Genomic DNA, 14,639 nt, shown 5'->3' on the forward strand with positions numbered 1-14,639 from the left:
GGCCACAGGACGGTCCTCCTCGTGCAGCCTGCCCCCCGTACCGTCCTGGCGATGAGCGCGCGCACCCGGGACGCCGTGTTCGACACCCGCGCCCTGGAACGGCTCGCGCGTGTCGCGCGCCTCGAACCCGGCCTGCTGGTCGAGGACTTCGCCGCGCCGGGGGCGCGGGAGGTGCTGGCCGACGCCGAGGTGCTGCTCACCGGCTGGGGCTGTCCGCCGCTGGACGAGGCCGCGCTCGCCAGGATGCCCCGGCTGCGGCTGGTCGCGCACGCGGCCGGCACCGTCAAGCACCACGTCACGGAGGCCGTCTGGCGGCGCGGTGTGCTCGTCTCGACCGCGGCGGCGGCCAACGCGCTGCCGGTCGCGGAGTACACCGTCGCCGCGGTGCTCCTGTCCAACAAGCGGGTCCTGGACGCGGCCCGCGCCTTCCGCGCGGCGCGGGGCGACTTCGGGGCGTTCGAGGCACTCGCCGGGGCGGGCAACTACCGCCGCACAGTGGGCATCGTGGGCGCCTCCCGGATCGGCCGGCGGGTCCTGGAACTGCTGCGGCCGTACGACCTGCGGCTGCTGCTCCACGACCCGTACCTGGACCCGGCCGGGGCGGCGGCACTGGGCGTGGAGTGCGTCGGGCTCGATCAGTTGTGCCGGGACAGCGACGTGGTGAGCATCCACGCACCCGAACTTCCCGGGAACCGGCACCTGTTCGACGCCGCGCGGCTCGCGCTGCTGCGCGACGGCGCCACCCTGGTCAACACCGCGCGCGGTTCGCTGGTCGACACCGCCGCGCTCACGTCGGAGCTGGTCGCCGGGCGTCTGCACGCCGTACTCGACGTGACCGACCCCGAGCCGCTGCCCGCCGACTCCCCGCTGTGGGACCTGCCCAACGTGCTGCTCACCCCGCATGTGGCGGGGTCGCTCGGCACCGAGCTGGCCCGGCTGGCCGACACGGCGATCGACGAGATCGAGCGGTACGCCCGCGGCGTGCCGCTGGCGCACGCGGTACGGGCCGAGGACCTCGACCGCTCCGCGTGACCCGCGTGGCCCGCCGAGCCTTCGGGGCCCGCGGGTCAGGAACGGCCGGTGCCGCGGTAGAGGTCGAGTTCGCCGTCGAGTTCGACCGCCAGCACGGTCGCGTGGGGGTCCACGTCCCTCGCGGGCGGGGCGTCGATCCAGGTGACACCCGGCACTTCGTGCAGCCCGCCGGTGACGTCGTGGCCCAGCTCGGTGCCGGTGCCGACCACCGAGACACGGCGGACGCGGTTGCGCAGACCCCGGACCGACACGGCCTCCCGCGGGGCGTCGAAGCAGACCAGGTACAGGGTGCGGCGGTCCGCGGACAGGGTGCTGGGGCCGTAGTGGTGCCCGGGGGGCAGTCCGGCGACCGTGCCGTGGACGGCGTCGGAGTGCGCGCGGATCCAGCTGCCGAGACCCTCCAGGCGCTCGGTCTGCTCGGGCGTGATGGTGCCGTCCTCGCGGGGACCGACGTCCAGCAGCAGGTTGCCGCCGGCGCCGATGGTCTCGGTGAAGTAGCGGACCAGCCGGGACACCGACTTGTGGTGGTGGTCGCCGTGCTGGAACCCCCAGGAGTCGTTCACGGTCAGGCACAGCTCCCACGGCCCGGCCGGCGGCTCGACCGGGATGCCCTGCTCGGGGGTGGCGTAGTCGCCGTGGCTCAGCATCCGGGCGTTGAGCACGGTGTCCGGGTTCCCGTCCAGGATCACGGCGGCCAGCGCGTCCAGGCCCCACTGCTCCTCGCTGCGCTCCCACTCGCCGTCGAACCACAGCAGGTCGGGCCGGAACCGGCCGACGAGCTCGGCGACCTGGGCGTCCCGGTAGGCGAGGTAGCGGCGCCAGGCCACCGGGTCCTGCCGGCCGTTCGCCGGGGCGACCCAGCGGCTGGTGCCCACGTCGGGCATCGGCGGCTCGGGGTGGATCACGCTGGCGTAGTCGGGATGGTTCCAGTCGGAGTGCGAGTAGTACAGGCCGACCTTCAGGCCCTCCTCGCGCAGCGCCCGCGTGTACGGGGCGATCAGGTCGCGCCCGGCCGGGGTGCGGCGCGCCACCGACAGGTCGCCCTCGGCGGTGTCCCACAGCGCGACGCCGTCGTGGTGGCGGGCGGTCAGGACGGCGTACCGGGCGCCCGCGCGGGCGAACAGCCGGGCCCAGGAACCCGGGTCGTAGCGGGCGGCGGTGAAGCCGTCGAGCTGGCGCATGTACCGCTCGTGGCTGACCTGCCCGGTGTAGAACGACCAGGACTCGGGGACGCCGTCGACCGCGTAGATCCCGTAGTGGACGAAGATGCCGAGCTTGGCGTCGGGGAACCAGGGCTGCATGGGCATGGGGGCGGGGTCCTTGCCGGTCGGGGCGGAGACGTCGGAGGGTTCCGGCCTGCCGGGCCGACTCTAAAGTGGTATGGACCACCTGGCAAGCAAGTCCTCCGATGTCTCCGTCCCGACCGGTTCGCCGATCGTCACTTCACCGAACCGGCCATGACCCCTTCCACGAAGTGCCGTTGGAAGGCGAAGAAGACCGCCAGCGGAACGATCAGCGACAGGAAGGCTCCCGGCGCCAGCACGTCGATGTTGGAGCCGAACTGCCGCATCTGCGACTGCAGGGCGACGGTGAGCGGCTGCGATCCGCTGTCCGCGAAGATCAGCGCGACGAGCATGTCGTTCCAGACCCACAGGAACTGGAAGATGGCCAGGCTCGCGATCGCCGGCCGCCCGACCGGCAGCACGAGCTTGCGGAAGATCGTCCACTCGGTGCCGCCGTCCATCCGCGCCGCCTCCAGCATCTCGCGCGGGATCTCGGCGAAGTAGTTGCGCAGCAGGAAGATCGCGAAGGGCAGTCCGTACGCGACGTGGAAGAGGACCACGCCCGCGGTCGTCCCGAACAGGCCGACCGCCCCGAAGAGCCGGGCGACCGGCAGCAACCCGATCTGCACCGGTACCACCAGCATGCCGACCACGACCAGGAACACCCAGTCCCGGCCCGGGAACTCCAGCCAGGCGAAGGCGTACCCGGCGAGCGCGGCGAGCACCACGACCGCCGCGGTCGCGGGGACCGAGATCAGCACGGTGTTCCAGAACGCCTGGGTGATGCTGCTGTCGGCCAGGATGGCCGAGTAGTTGCCGAAGCCGAGCGACCCGGGGTGCAGCAGCCCGGTCCACCAGCCGGACGTGGAGGTGTCGTCGGAGTTCCGCAGCGAGGAGACGAACAGCCCGGCGGTGGGCGTGAGCCAGATCAGCGCGACGACGGTCAGCAGCGCCTGGACCAGCCCGCCGCGCAGCCAGGAGGCGATGCGGCGGGCGGCCGAGGGCCGGCCGGCGCCGCCGCCGGACCGCGTGGCGGGTGTGCGGGGCGGTGCGGGCCGCGGCGCGGCGCTCTGCACGGTCATCGCGAACTCCTGCGGAAGCGTCGGATGTTGAGGGCCATCGCGGGGAGTACGAGCAGCAGCAGGACGACGCCGATGGCGCTGCCCAGGCCCTGGTTGTTGCCGCCGCCGAAGGAGACCAGCCACATCTGCAGGGCGAGCACGTTGGCGTCCTCCTGCACCGGGCCCGGCGCGATGATGTAGACGAGGTCGAAGACCTTCATCACGTTGATCACGAGCGTCACGAAGACCACGCCGAGCACGGGTGCGAGCAGCGGCACCGTGATGCGGCGGAAGATCTGCCACTCGTTCGCGCCGTCGACCCGTGCGGCCTCCAGGGTCTCGCGGGGCAGCGAGGACAGTCCGGCGCCGATCAGCACCATCGCGAAACCGGTCCAGATCCACAGGTAGGCGCCGATGATCGCCGGGGTGATCAGCGTCGGGCCGAGCCAGGAGATGCCTCCGTACGGAGGTGCGAAGTTCGCGGCCGGGAGCCGGACCTCACCGCCGCCCGCGGCGTCGGTGAAGGTGAAGGAGCCGTCGTCGGCGGTGGTGGTCGTCGCGACGACCCCGCCGTCCTTCATCAGTTCGACCGTCATGTGCGGCAGGCCCTTCTCCTGCGGGTCGACCTGCCCCGGCCTGCCGCCGCCGCCCGGCACGAAGTCCAGGTAGACCACGCCGCCGACGGTGTCGTCGCCGGTCGCGGGGGGTGCCGCGGGGCGGGCCGTCGCGGGGAGCGAGGCGGGGGGAAGGCCCACCAGGCCGAGCGTGACGGTCTCGCCGGGCTCCGCCGGCCGTACGGTGCGGAAGCCGCCGTCGGACGCCGTGAGCACGTCGTTGCCGCGCGGCCGGGCGCCCGGGTAGGCCGAGGCGTCGGTGAAGGAGTCGTGGATCGCCACCGCCGTGGCGTTCAGCACGCCGCGCTGCGGGTCCTGGTCGTACACCAGGCGGAAGGTGATGCCCGCGGCGAGGAAGGAGACCGCCATCGGCATGAAGATCAGCAGCTTGAACGCGGTGGCCCAGCGGATCCGTTCGGTGAGCACGGCCAGGATCAGGCCCACGCCGGTGAGCAGTGCCGGGGCGACCACGACCCAGATCGCGGTGTTGCGGACGGCCTTCAACGTGGCGGGGTCGGCGAACATCTCCTGGTAGTTGCCGAGTCCCACGAAGCGGTCGCCGCTCGCGTCGAAGAGGCTGCGGCCGACGGAGAAGAGGATGGGGTAGCCGACGAGGGCGCCGAGCAGTGCCAGCGCCGGCAGGGCGAAGGCGACCGCGGTGACCTTGGCCCGGCGCGAACGGCGCCGTACGGCCGGCGGGGCGGTGCCGCCCGCCGGGGCGGGCGGCACCTTGCGGGTGAGCGCGGAGGACATGACGGAGCCTCAGCCCTGGTAGGCCTTGGCGGCCGCGGCCTCGAGCTTCGCCGCGGTGGCCTTGGGGTCCTTCGGGTCGGCCAGGAAGTCCTGGAGGATCTTCCACTCGCCCTTGCCGGGCGTGCCGCCGAAGGCGGGAGGCGTCTGGTCGGACATGTCGAAGCGCACCGTGTCCCCGGCGCCCACCAGGGACTTGGCCGTCTCGCGGGTCGTGTCGTCCGCGTAGGCGGCCGGGTCGAGCTTCTGGTTGGGGGAGAGGTAGCCGCCCGCCTTGGCCCAGATCGCCGCGGCCTCGGGGGTCGCCAGGTACTCCAGCAGCTTCATGCCGGCCTTGGTGTTCTTGCCGGACTTCAGCGCCACCGCGGCGTCGCCGCCGCCGACCACCGGCGCGGGACCGCCGTCGACGGACGGGAACGGGAAGAACTTGGCGTCCTCCCCGACCGTGCCGCCCAGGTCGCCGGAGACGACGCCGCCGACGAAGTCGCCCTCGTAGACCATGCCGGCCTTCTGCGTCTTGCCGAAGACCTGCGCGACGGAGTCGGGGAAGCTGGTGGCCAGGGCGCCCTTGCGGCCGCCCGCGAGGAGGTCGTCCTTGCCGAACACCTTGGCCAGGGTGCCGAGTGCCTTGACGACGGTCGGGTCGGTCCAGGGGATCTGGTGCTGGGTCAGCTTGTCGTAGTTCTCCGGGCCGGCCTGCGAGAGGTAGACGTTCTCGAACCAGTCGGTGAGCGTCCAGCCGTCCGAGCCGCCGACGGCGAAGGCGGGCAGGCCCGAGTCGGAGACCGCGCCGGCGGCGTCCAGCAGTTCCTGGAAGGTCTTCGGCGGCTGCACGCCCGCGGTGTCCAGCGCTTGGGGGCTGTACCAGACCGTCGACTTGTCGGAGGCCTTGAAGTACAGGCCGTAGTAGGTGCCGTCGACGGTGCCGAACGTCTGCCAGACCTTGGCGAAGTTCTGCTCCGCGGCGCTCTTCACGGCGGGGGACAGCGGCAGGAGCCAGCCCTTGCCCGCGAACTGCTGGACCACGCCGGGCTGCGGGGCCATGGCCACGTCGGGCGAGTCGCCGCCCGCGATCTTGCTGCCGAGGACGGTGGCGAAGTTGTCGCCGGTGGAGACGTAGGCGACCTTCGCCCCGGTCTTCGCGGTGAAGCCGTCCAGGACCTTCTGGAAGTTCTTCTGCTCCGTGCCGGTCCAGACGGCGGCGACCGTCACCGTCTGGCCCTTGAGCTCCTGACTGCCGGAGCCGGCACCGGAGTCGGAGGCGGCCTTGGTGTCGCCGCCGCAGGCGGTGGTCGTGAGGGCCAGGCCGCACAGGGCGGTGGCCGCGACGAGCGTGCGCTTCATCGGGGAGGGTCCTTTCCTCGGTGGAGTGGTGAGGGAACGACACGGCACGCCGCGTCAACTGGCTCGTTATGCATGCATGTTAGGTAGCCATCTTGGTGCGATGTCAATGGAGCTGCCGAGAGGCACTCACTACTGGGGGTGTTTGTGGCGATAGATGCCGGGCAAAGCGGCAAGGGGCGTCCCGACGGCATACTTAACAAGTAACTAGCGAAGAGAAGAGGGGCTCAGCCGCCCCGCACGATCTCCCGCAGCTCGCGGTCCAGCCGCGCCACCGCCTGTGCCGGCGTCGCGTGCTGCGCCAGCGCGTCCCGGCTCACCGCCGCCACCGCCAGGCTCACCTGCTCGTACCGCGCGCTCTTGGGGCGCGGCTTGGCCGCCCGTACGCTCTGCTCCAGCACCGGGAGGTACGGATAGCGGCGCACCAGCACGGGGTCCCGGTACAGGTCCGCCCACACCGGCGGCAGCGAGCCCTCGGTGAGCACCTGCCGCTGCACGGCCTCACCCGTCATGTAGGCCATCAGATCCGCCGCCGTGCGGGCGTGCCGCGCGTGCGTGTTGACCGCCAGGTTGGACCCGCCGAGCACACTGGAGCCCGGACCGTCCGGGCCGGGCAGCGGCACCGCGCCGAACCGGCCCGCCACCTTGGAGTCCGGCCCGGACGCCAGGTCGTACACATAGGGCCAGTTGCGCAGGAAGAGCAACTCGCCCTCCTGGAAGGCGCGCCGGGACTCCTCCTCCTTGAACCGCAAGGCCGCGCGCGGGATCCAGCCCTCGCGCACCCCGCGCACGAGGAAGCCCAGCCCCTCGCGCGCCGCCGCCGAGTCGACGGTGACGCGGCTGCCCTCGCCGCCGAGGATGCCGCCGCCGGCCGACTGCACGGCCTCGGTGACGTTGACCGTCAGCCCCTCGTACGGCAGGAACTGCCCGGCGTAGCCGCCGATCCGGTACTTGGGGGCGAGGGTCTTCGCCTGCTCCTCCAGCTCCGCCCAGGTGCGCGGCGGCGCCAGGTGCTCCCGGTCGAGGATGTCCTTGCGGTAGTACAGCAGCCCGGCGTTGGTCACGTACGGCACCGCGTACAGGCGCCCGTGGAAGGTCGCGGTGTCCACGACCGAGGGCAGCAGCCGGTCCAGCGGCATCCCGCGAGGGTCGACCGGAGCGATCCAGCCCGCGCCCGCGAACTCCGAGGTCCACGCGACGTCGATGTTGAGGACGTCGAAGCGGTCGCTGCCGGACCGCAGGCTGTCCACCATCTGCGCGTGCACCTCGTCGGCCGCCTCCGGCAGCTCCACGAGCGTGGCCCGCTCCAGCGGGTGGGCGCGGTTCCAGCCGTCGAGGACGTGCTGCAGGTAGCCGGTCAGATCCCGGCCGGTGGCCAGCGTCACCGGCCCCCGGCCGCCCTCGCCGGGCGGCCCGTCGGCAGCCCGGGCCCCCGCGCCCCCGTACCCGGTCAGCAGCAGCGCAGCGACGAGCAGCGTTCTTCCCGCGGCCCCCGCCCAGCGCATGTCGTCCTCCAGGTCCCGCACCGGCGCGACGTCGTCGTCGTCCGAAGGGCCATGTATACCTGTTGGACATGCGCGATACTAGCCATTGCGGCAATATGGCCTGCTCGACGACGGGCCGGGGCAACAGGAGCCCCTAACACGCAGGTAGCCGGGGAGGAGGCGGGACGAGCGTGCGCCTTCCCCTGATGGCACTGCTCGCCAAGGGGCCCGCCCACGGCTACGAGCTCAAGACGGAACTCGAGAAGCTTTTCGGCGCTGCCTATCCCCAGCCGAACATCGGCCAGATCTATGTGACACTGGCGCGCCTGGAGAAGTCGGGACTGATCCGGGGCGAGGACGTCACCCAGTCCGGCCGGCCCAACAAGCGGATCTACGAACTCACCGACGCCGGGCGGGAAGCGGTCTCCGCCTGGTTCGAGGAGCCGTCCAGCGAAGCCCGGGTGCGCGACGAGTTCTTCATGAAGCTCGCCCTCGCCCCTGCCACGGGAATGGCCGACCAGGTCTCCCTGATCAACAAGCAGCGCCGCCACTACCTCAACCTGATGCGGGCCATGTCGCGGCTCGCCTCGGGGGAGGACCGGGACAACCGCATCGCGCAACTGCTCATCGAGGGCGCGACCCTGCATCTGCAGGCCGACCTCGACTGGCTGGAGCGCTGCCAGGAGGAGCTGGAATGAGACGGGCCGAACCGCCCCTCCCGCGGGCGCCCCACATGCTCCGGGTCGAGGGACTGGTCAAGACGCACCGCGTGGACGGCGGCGAGGTCAGGGCGGTGCGCGGGGTCGACCTGGAAGTGCGGCCCGGTGAGTTCGTCGCCGTCACCGGGCCGTCGGGCGCCGGCAAGTCCACCCTCCTGCACCTGCTCGGCGGGCTGGAACGCCCCGACCGCGGCCGCATATGGCTGGACGGGCAGCGGGTCGACCAACTGAGCGAGGCCCGCTGGGCGGTGCTGCGGCGGCGCGGCGTCGGCATCGTCTTCCAGTTCTTCAACCTCGTCTCCACCCTCACCGTCGCCGACAACATCGAACTTCCCGCCCTGCTGGCCGGCCGCTCGCCGCGCCAGGTGCGCGCCGCCCGGCAGGAACTGCTGGCCGAACTCGGCCTGGAGGGCAAGGAGGACAGCACTCCCGCCGACCTCTCCGGCGGCGAGCAGCAGCGCGTGGCCCTGGCCCGGGCACTGGTCAACCGCCCCGCCCTGCTGCTGGCCGACGAGCCCACCGGCAGCCTGGACAGCAGGGGCAGCCGGGAGGTGCTGCGGCTGCTCGCCCGCTGCCACGAACGCGGCCAGACCATCCTGCTGGTCACGCACGACGCCAAGGTGGCCAGCGCCGCGGACCGGGTGATCAGCCTCTTCGACGGCGAGATCGTCGACGACGTCGTCCTCGACGGCCCTTCGGACGGCGCCCGCCCCTCCCGCGCCGCCGCCGACGTCGTGAAACTGCAGGGCTGACCGCCGTGCGCGCCACCGCCCGCTGGGCCCTCGCCGATCTGCGCACGCACCGCGGGCAGGCCCTGTCCATCGTCCTGGCCACCGCGGGGATCACCGTGGCGCTGCTGCTGTCGGTCGCGCTGCTGGTCTACGCGGCCAACCCCTGGCAGCGGATGTTCACCGCCACGGAGGGCGCGCACGTGTGGCTGCGCACCGACGGCACCGGCACCGCCGCCGGCACCGCGGCGCTGTCCCGGCTGGACGGCGTCACCGGCGTCTCCGGCCCCTTCCGCACGCTCACCGTCACCGCCCAGCACGGCCGCGAGAAGGCCGCCCTCGACCTGCGCGCCTCCGGTGCCACCCCGCCGGAGGTGGGCCGGCCGCTCATGGACCGCGGCCGCTGGCTCGACGGCGGCGCCGGCGACGGTGTGGTGCTGGAACGGTCGGTGGCCACCGCGCTGTGGGCCGAGCCCGGCGACGAGATCACCGTCACCGGCGGCGGACGGCACGGCACCGTACGGGTGGTGGGCATCGCCGCGACCGCCGAGCCGGGCTACGCTCCGGGCGACACCCCGGGTGTCGGCTGGGCCTCCGCCACGCTGATCGGTGCCCTCGGCCCAGGGGCCGGGCACACCGGGGAGACCGTCGGGCTGCGGCTCGCGGACCCGGCCGACACCGCCTTCGTCGTGCAGCGGGCCGTCACCGCCGTGGGCTCGGACCGCGTACTGACGGTCTCCACCTGGCGCGAGGCGCGCGCCGACGCCGAGGGCGACAACCACCTTCTCGGGCTGCTGCTCGGGTTGTTCGGGCTGGCCGCGCTGCTGGCCGCGGCGATCGCCGTGACCGGCGGCATCGGCACGCGCGTGCTGGCGTACGTGCGCGACATCGCGGTGCTCAAGGCCGTCGGCTTCACCCCGGCGCAGGTCGTGCGGATGTTCCTGGTGCAGCACGCCGTGCTCGCCACGGCCGGGGTGGTGCTCGGCGCGGTGGCCGCGGAGACCCTGGCGCCGGGGATCCCCGGCCCGATGGGCGAGGCCGTCGCGCTGTGGCAGGGGCTGCCGCAGCACACCTGGGCGCTGCCCGGCACGGCGGCCGCGACCGTGCTGGTCATCGCCCTGGCGACGGTACTCGCCGCGTGGCGCGCCGGCCGGGTGCCGCCGATTCCCGCCGCGCGCGGGGCCGTTCCGGGGCGGCGGCGGATGTCGGGCGCGGCCAGGGCCGCCCTGCGGCTGCGCACCCCGCCCGCCCTCGTCCTGGGATGCCGGGGAGTGCTGCACCGGCCACTGCGCTCGGCGGTCGCGGTCGCCCGGCTGGCGCTCCCGGTACTGATGATCACCGTCGCGCTGGGCACGTGGGCCACCCTGGACCGCTTCGAGCACCATCCCGAACAGGTCGGCCAGGCCGGGGCGTTGACCGCCCGTCCCAACGGGCTGACGGACGCGGCCGCGCGCCGGCTGCTGGCCGCGGAGCCCGCCGTCACCGCCGTCCACCCGGGTGCCGAACTCACCGCGCTGGCGCCCGGCCAGTCGCAGTCCGTCACGCTGCGCGGCATCGGCACCGTCGCCGACCCCTACCCGTTCGCCGTCGCCGAGGGCCGCCGTCCCACCGGTCCTGACGAGGCGGTGGCCGGACAGGGCCTGCTCGACGCGCTGCACGCCGGCGTCGGCCAGTGGGTGCGGGTGACCGTCGGCGGGACCCCGCACATCCTCCACATCGTCGGGCGCAGCATCGAGACCGGGCACGGCGGGCGGGTGATCTCGGCGCCGCTGGACGTGCTCCACGCCCAGGACGACTCGATCCGCCCCGCCTACTACAGCCTGGTGCTGCGGCCGGACGCGGACCGGGCGGCCGTGCGCACGCGGCTGACCGAGGACTCGGGCGGCGCGCTGGAAGTGCGCGAGGTCGCCGGGCCCGGCGCCGAACTCTCCCCGGTGCGCGGGGTCGTCATCGGCCTGGTGACCGTGCTGGCGCTGATCGCGCTGGCCGAGCTCTCCACGGCCGTCGGCACCGGCATCCGCGACCACGCCCGCGACATGCGCGCCTACCGCGCGGTGGGCCTGACGCCCCAGCAGACGGTCGCGACCGTGGTGACGGGCATCGGGCTGACCGCGCTGACGGCCGCGGTCGCCGGCGTCACGGCCGGGGTGTACGCCTCGGACTGGCTGATCGACCTGCAGGGGCGGTCCAGCGGCGTCGGCGCGGGCATCGCCCAGTCGCCGCCGTGGACCGCGCTCCTGCTGGTCGGCTTCGTGTGCGTGACGGTCGCCGTGACGGCCGCGCTGCTGCCCGCCGCGCGCGCGGCGGGCGACCGCGGGGCGCGCACCCTGATGCACACCGCCTGACCGGCGCCCCTCGCCGTGCGGGGACCGTCGGCAGGATCCCTGGTAAGAATGGACCGGGCCGGCCGGCCGGGCTGTGCGGTCCTTGACCGCTCTGTCCGGAGTCGCCGATGCTTGCGTCGCGATATGCGCCTTGTGTGCCGCGACGGGAAACGTCCGTCCCAGGATTCGTACCAGCCGAGGAGTACCCCATGGCCCACCAGGTCCGTGCCGTCGTCGCCCGGGAGAAGGGTTCCCCCGTCAGCCTGGAAACGATCGTCGTGCCCGACCCGGGACCGGGGGAGGCGCTGGTCAGGATCCAGGCGTGCGGGGTCTGCCACACCGACCTGCACTACCGCGAGGGCGGCATCAACGACGACTTCCCCTTCCTGCTCGGTCATGAGGCGGCCGGCATCGTGGAGTCCGTCGGCGAAGGCGTGACCGACGTGGCCCCCGGCGACTTCGTGATCCTCAACTGGCGTGCGGTGTGCGGCCAGTGCCGTGCCTGCCTGCGCGGCCGCCCCTGGTACTGCTTCAACACCCACAACGCGAAGCAGAAGATGACGCTGCTGGACGGCACCGAGCTGTCCCCGGCCCTGGGCATCGGCGCCTTCGCGGAGAAGACCCTCGTTCACGCGGGCCAGTGCACCAAGGTCGACCCCGCCGCCAGCCCCGCCGTCGCCGGGCTGCTCGGCTGCGGCATCATGGCCGGCCTCGGCGCCGCCCTCAACACCGGCAACGTCGACCGCGGGGACAGCGTCGCCGTCATCGGCTGCGGCGGTGTCGGCGGCTCGGCCGTCATGGGCGCGCGGCTGGCGGGCGCCTCGAAGATCATCGCCATCGACGTCGACCCGCGGAAGCTGGAGACGGCCAAGAAGCTCGGCGCCACCCACACCGTCAACTCCAAGGAGACCGACCCGGTCGAGGCGGTCCGCGAGCTGACCGGCGGCTTCGGCGCCGACGTCGTCATCGAGGCGGTCGGCCGCCCCGAGACCTACCGGCAGGCCTTCTACGCCCGCGACCTGGCCGGCACCGTCGTTCTGGTCGGCGTGCCCACCCCGGAGATGAAGCTGGAGCTCCCGCTGCTGGACGTCTTCGGCCGCGGCGGCGCCCTGAAGTCCTCCTGGTACGGCGACTGCCTGCCGTCCCGCGACTTCCCCATGCTCATCGACCTGTACCAGCAGGGCCGGCTCGACCTGGGGGCCTTCGTCACCGAGACCATCGCCCTGGACGAGGTGGAGAAGGCCTTCGAGCGCATGCACGGCGGCGACGTCCTGCGTTCGGTGGTGGTCCTCTGATGGCCGCCCGCGTGGACCACCTGGTCACCTCCGGCACCTTCTCCCTCGACGGCGGCACCTGGGACGTCGACAACAACGTGTGGATCGTCGGCGACGACAGCGAGGCGATCGTCATCGACGCGGCCCACGACGCCGAGGCCATCGCCCGCGCGCTCGGCGGGCGGCGCCTGCTCGCCATCGTCAGCACCCACGCCCACAACGACCACATCGACGCGGCCCCCGCGCTCGCGTCGCTGACGGGCGCGCCGATCCTGCTGCACGGCGACGACCTGCCGCTGTGGAAGCACACCCACCCCGACCGCGCCCCCGACGGCGAGCTGACGGACGGTCAGGAGATCGCGGTGGCCGGCACCGGCCTCACCGTCCTGCACACTCCGGGCCACGCCCCGGGCGCCGTCTGCCTGTACGCGCCGGAGCTCGGCACGGTCTTCACCGGTGACACCCTCTTCCAGGGCGGCCCGGGGGCCACGGGGCGGTCCTTCTCGGACTTCCCCACCATCGTCGACTCGATCCGCGACCGTCTGCTGACGCTGCCGCCGGAGACGGTGGTCCGGACCGGGCACGGCGACAGCACCACGATCGGCGCCGAGGCACCGCACCTCGACGAGTGGATCGCCCGCGGCCACTGAGCCGGAAGACCGTTCGGGGGGAGGACCGGCCGGTCCTCCCCCCCGACGGGGGTCACAGCGACCAGACGAAGGTGTGGTCGGTGGCGGTGACCACGGCCGGCACGATCAGGTCGGCCGCGCCGAGGGCCCGTGGCCGTGGCACCAGCAGGCCCACCGGCCCGAGGACGAACGAGGCCTCCGCCGCGCTCCGCCCGGCCGCGGCACGTCTGTGCCGGGGTCGCGGTCACGGTCATCGCCCCACGCGGTGCGCCAGACGCCTGCGGATGCCGTAGAGGGCCGGCCGGCCGCCGATGGCGGTGACCGCGACGAGGATGACGGGCAGGGGCAGGTGTGCGACGGGTCCGAGCACCAGCCCGAACAGCGCCAGTGCGACCACCGGGCACAGCAGAAACCTGCCCGCACGCCTCAGGACGTCAGCACCCGCAGCGGCGTCCCGTCGCGGAACGCCGCGATGTCCTCGGCGGCCTGACGGTAGAAGACGTCGTACGTGGCCTCCGTGACGTAGCCGAGGTGCGGGGTGAGCAGAGTGTTGGGCAGCGTGCGCAACTCGTCCCGCGGGGGAAGCGGTTCGGTGTCGTAGACATCCAGCGCGGCGCCCGCGATCCGGCCCTCGCGCAGGGCGGCGACCAGGGCGGGCGTGTCGACGAGCGGGCCGCGGGAGGTGTTCACCAACAGTGCGGTCGGCTTCATCCGGGCCAGTTCCCGAGCGCCGACCAGGCCCGTGCTGCGCTCGCTGAGCTTGTAGTGCACGGTGACGACGTCGGACGCCGAGAACAGCTCCTCCTTGTCCACCGCCAGGGCCCCGTGCTCGGCCGCCCTCGCCGGGTCGAGGTGGGTGCTCCACGCCAGCACCCGCATCCCGAAGGCGGTACCGATCGCGGCGACGCGCGCCCCCAGCCGGCCGAGGCCCACGATCCCCAGCGTGCGGCCGTCCAGGTCCCCTCCGACGCTGTGCTGCCACTCGCCGCGGCGCATCCCCGCCGCCTCCTGGTGGATGTGCCGGGTGAGGGACAGGATCAGCCCCCACGTCAGCTCCGCCGTGGCATGCGCGGGGCTCTCGGTGCCGCAGACCGTCACCCCGTGACGCCGCGCCGCCTCCAGGTCGACGGACGCGTTGGCCATGCCCGTCGTCACCAGCAGCCGCAGCGCGGGCAGTGCCGCGAATCGCTCGGCGGTGAACGGGGTGCGCTCCCGCATGGCCACCACCACGTCGAACCCGTCCAGCGCCGCGACCAGCGCCTCGGTGGTGTCGAGGTGGTCCTGGCGGAAGACGACCTCCGCGCCCAGGGCGTTCCAGTCGGCGAAGCGGTGGGCCGCCCTCTGGTAGTCGTCCAGCACTGCGATGCGCATCGCTCGGCTCCTTGGCTCGGGACCGGTGC

The 14,639-nt window shown here is 73.3% G+C and carries 13 protein-coding genes; 6 read left to right on the forward strand and 7 right to left on the reverse strand.

Features of this window, described 5'->3' with window-relative positions; all coding sequences use genetic code 11:
- Positions 1 to 51: 51 nt before the first annotated feature.
- Positions 52 to 1,032, forward strand: coding sequence for a hydroxyacid dehydrogenase (locus ACFYXS_RS16475; RefSeq protein ID WP_389248489.1), 981 nt, complete (start codon positions 52 to 54; stop codon positions 1,030 to 1,032).
- A gap of 35 nt (positions 1,033 to 1,067) precedes the next feature.
- Here the strand turns inward: ACFYXS_RS16475 and ACFYXS_RS16480 are convergent, their stop codons facing one another.
- The 5 genes from ACFYXS_RS16480 to ACFYXS_RS16500 form a co-directional block, all read right to left on the reverse strand.
- On the reverse strand, positions 1,068 to 2,339 hold the full coding sequence (locus ACFYXS_RS16480) for an alpha-L-fucosidase (protein WP_389248491.1): 1,272 nt from the start codon (positions 2,337 to 2,339) through the stop codon (positions 1,068 to 1,070).
- 131 nt (positions 2,340 to 2,470) lie between these two features.
- Complete coding sequence (locus ACFYXS_RS16485; RefSeq protein ID WP_389248493.1) at positions 2,471 to 3,397, reverse strand: carbohydrate ABC transporter permease; 927 nt, start codon at positions 3,395 to 3,397, stop codon at positions 2,471 to 2,473.
- Entirely contained in the window at positions 3,394 to 4,743 is a 1,350-nt protein-coding gene (locus tag ACFYXS_RS16490) for an ABC transporter permease subunit (RefSeq protein WP_389248495.1), read from the reverse strand. Before ACFYXS_RS16490 ends, ACFYXS_RS16485 begins: the two co-directional genes overlap by 4 nt.
- 9 nt (positions 4,744 to 4,752) lie before the next feature.
- Positions 4,753 to 6,084 (reverse strand): ABC transporter substrate-binding protein, encoded by a 1,332-nt coding sequence (locus tag ACFYXS_RS16495; protein ID WP_389248497.1) that lies wholly within the window; start codon positions 6,082 to 6,084, stop codon positions 4,753 to 4,755.
- 224 nt (positions 6,085 to 6,308) lie between these two features.
- Entirely contained in the window at positions 6,309 to 7,586 is a 1,278-nt protein-coding gene (locus ACFYXS_RS16500; RefSeq protein WP_389248876.1) for an ABC transporter substrate-binding protein, read from the reverse strand.
- A 170-nt stretch (positions 7,587 to 7,756) separates the two neighbouring features.
- Between ACFYXS_RS16500 and ACFYXS_RS16505 the strand changes: the two genes are divergently transcribed.
- From ACFYXS_RS16505 to ACFYXS_RS16525, 5 genes are all read left to right on the forward strand, one after another.
- The gene (locus ACFYXS_RS16505; RefSeq protein ID WP_389248499.1) at positions 7,757 to 8,263 is read left to right on the forward strand and encodes a PadR family transcriptional regulator; all 507 of its coding nucleotides are present in this window, start codon (positions 7,757 to 7,759) and stop codon (positions 8,261 to 8,263) included.
- Positions 8,260 to 9,036 (forward strand): ABC transporter ATP-binding protein, encoded by a 777-nt coding sequence (locus ACFYXS_RS16510; protein ID WP_389248501.1) that lies wholly within the window; start codon positions 8,260 to 8,262, stop codon positions 9,034 to 9,036. The genes ACFYXS_RS16505 and ACFYXS_RS16510 overlap by 4 nt, the downstream gene beginning before the upstream one ends.
- Before the next feature lie 5 nt (positions 9,037 to 9,041).
- Positions 9,042 to 11,357 (forward strand): FtsX-like permease family protein, encoded by a 2,316-nt coding sequence (locus ACFYXS_RS16515; RefSeq protein WP_389248503.1) that lies wholly within the window; start codon positions 9,042 to 9,044, stop codon positions 11,355 to 11,357.
- A gap of 188 nt (positions 11,358 to 11,545) precedes the next feature.
- The gene (locus ACFYXS_RS16520; RefSeq protein WP_389248505.1) at positions 11,546 to 12,631 is read left to right on the forward strand and encodes an S-(hydroxymethyl)mycothiol dehydrogenase; all 1,086 of its coding nucleotides are present in this window, start codon (positions 11,546 to 11,548) and stop codon (positions 12,629 to 12,631) included.
- A complete protein-coding gene (locus ACFYXS_RS16525) occupies positions 12,631 to 13,260 on the forward strand; it encodes an MBL fold metallo-hydrolase (RefSeq protein WP_389248507.1) in 630 nt (209 codons plus the stop codon). Before ACFYXS_RS16520 ends, ACFYXS_RS16525 begins: the two co-directional genes overlap by 1 nt.
- 229 nt (positions 13,261 to 13,489) lie before the next feature.
- Here ACFYXS_RS16525 and ACFYXS_RS16530 read toward each other — a convergent pair whose 3' ends face one another.
- Together ACFYXS_RS16530 and ACFYXS_RS16535 are read right to left on the reverse strand one after the other, a co-directional pair.
- Entirely contained in the window at positions 13,490 to 13,636 is a 147-nt protein-coding gene (locus ACFYXS_RS16530; protein WP_389248509.1) for a hypothetical protein, read from the reverse strand.
- 29 nt (positions 13,637 to 13,665) lie between these two features.
- Positions 13,666 to 14,610 (reverse strand): D-2-hydroxyacid dehydrogenase family protein, encoded by a 945-nt coding sequence (locus ACFYXS_RS16535; protein ID WP_389248511.1) that lies wholly within the window; start codon positions 14,608 to 14,610, stop codon positions 13,666 to 13,668.
- Between the last annotated feature and the right edge of the window lie 29 nt (positions 14,611 to 14,639).

Origin of the sequence: Streptomyces sp. NPDC002574, from assembly GCF_042889545.1 — a bacterium.
In the GTDB taxonomy this organism is placed as follows: Bacteria; Actinomycetota; Actinomycetes; order Streptomycetales; family Streptomycetaceae; genus Actinacidiphila.

Coding starts and splice junctions, on each gene's coding strand:
- ACFYXS_RS16475 (WP_389248489.1), top strand. CDS start 52: ATGAGCGCGCGCACCCGGGACGCCGTGTTCGACACCCGCGCCCTGGAA.
- ACFYXS_RS16480 (WP_389248491.1), bottom strand. CDS start 2,339: ATGCCCATGCAGCCCTGGTTCCCCGACGCCAAGCTCGGCATCTTCGTC.
- ACFYXS_RS16485 (WP_389248493.1), bottom strand. CDS start 3,397: ATGACCGTGCAGAGCGCCGCGCCGCGGCCCGCACCGCCCCGCACACCC.
- ACFYXS_RS16490 (WP_389248495.1), bottom strand. CDS start 4,743: ATGTCCTCCGCGCTCACCCGCAAGGTGCCGCCCGCCCCGGCGGGCGGC.
- ACFYXS_RS16495 (WP_389248497.1), bottom strand. CDS start 6,084: ATGAAGCGCACGCTCGTCGCGGCCACCGCCCTGTGCGGCCTGGCCCTC.
- ACFYXS_RS16500 (WP_389248876.1), bottom strand. CDS start 7,586: ATGCGCTGGGCGGGGGCCGCGGGAAGAACGCTGCTCGTCGCTGCGCTG.
- ACFYXS_RS16510 (WP_389248501.1), top strand. CDS start 8,260: ATGAGACGGGCCGAACCGCCCCTCCCGCGGGCGCCCCACATGCTCCGG.
- ACFYXS_RS16520 (WP_389248505.1), top strand. CDS start 11,546: ATGGCCCACCAGGTCCGTGCCGTCGTCGCCCGGGAGAAGGGTTCCCCC.
- ACFYXS_RS16525 (WP_389248507.1), top strand. CDS start 12,631: ATGGCCGCCCGCGTGGACCACCTGGTCACCTCCGGCACCTTCTCCCTC.
- ACFYXS_RS16535 (WP_389248511.1), bottom strand. CDS start 14,610: ATGCGCATCGCAGTGCTGGACGACTACCAGAGGGCGGCCCACCGCTTC.